We start from the raw sequence: 281 nt of genomic DNA on the forward strand, positions 1-281 counted from the left end.
CGCGGGGCCCGAGGCCGGTGCCAAGGAAGAGATCGGTAATGTCCTTGCGCCGAACCTTCTGGTTATTGATGAAGTAGTCCGACTGGCCCTGCCGGGTCAGCAGGCGCTTGACCGACAGTTCGGCGTATTGCGACCACTGGCCCATCGCCCGGCCGAGCGAATGGTCGAAAATCAGCTCGACCGAAGCGCGCGACACCGGCTTGCGGTTCGAGGAGCCATTGAAAATGACGTCCATCATCGACTCACCGCGCAGTTCCGACGCCTTCGACTCGCCCAGCACC

The 281-nt window shown here is 62.6% G+C and carries 1 protein-coding gene; it reads right to left on the minus strand.

What is annotated here, in order from left to right:
* Positions 1–281, minus strand: a 281-nt coding sequence (locus B4920_RS26090; protein WP_139379665.1) for a hypothetical protein, incomplete at both ends; no start/stop codon positions are given.

It is taken from the genome of Zoogloea sp. LCSB751 (genome assembly GCF_002028455.1).
GTDB lineage: Bacteria > Pseudomonadota > Gammaproteobacteria > Burkholderiales > Rhodocyclaceae > Zoogloea.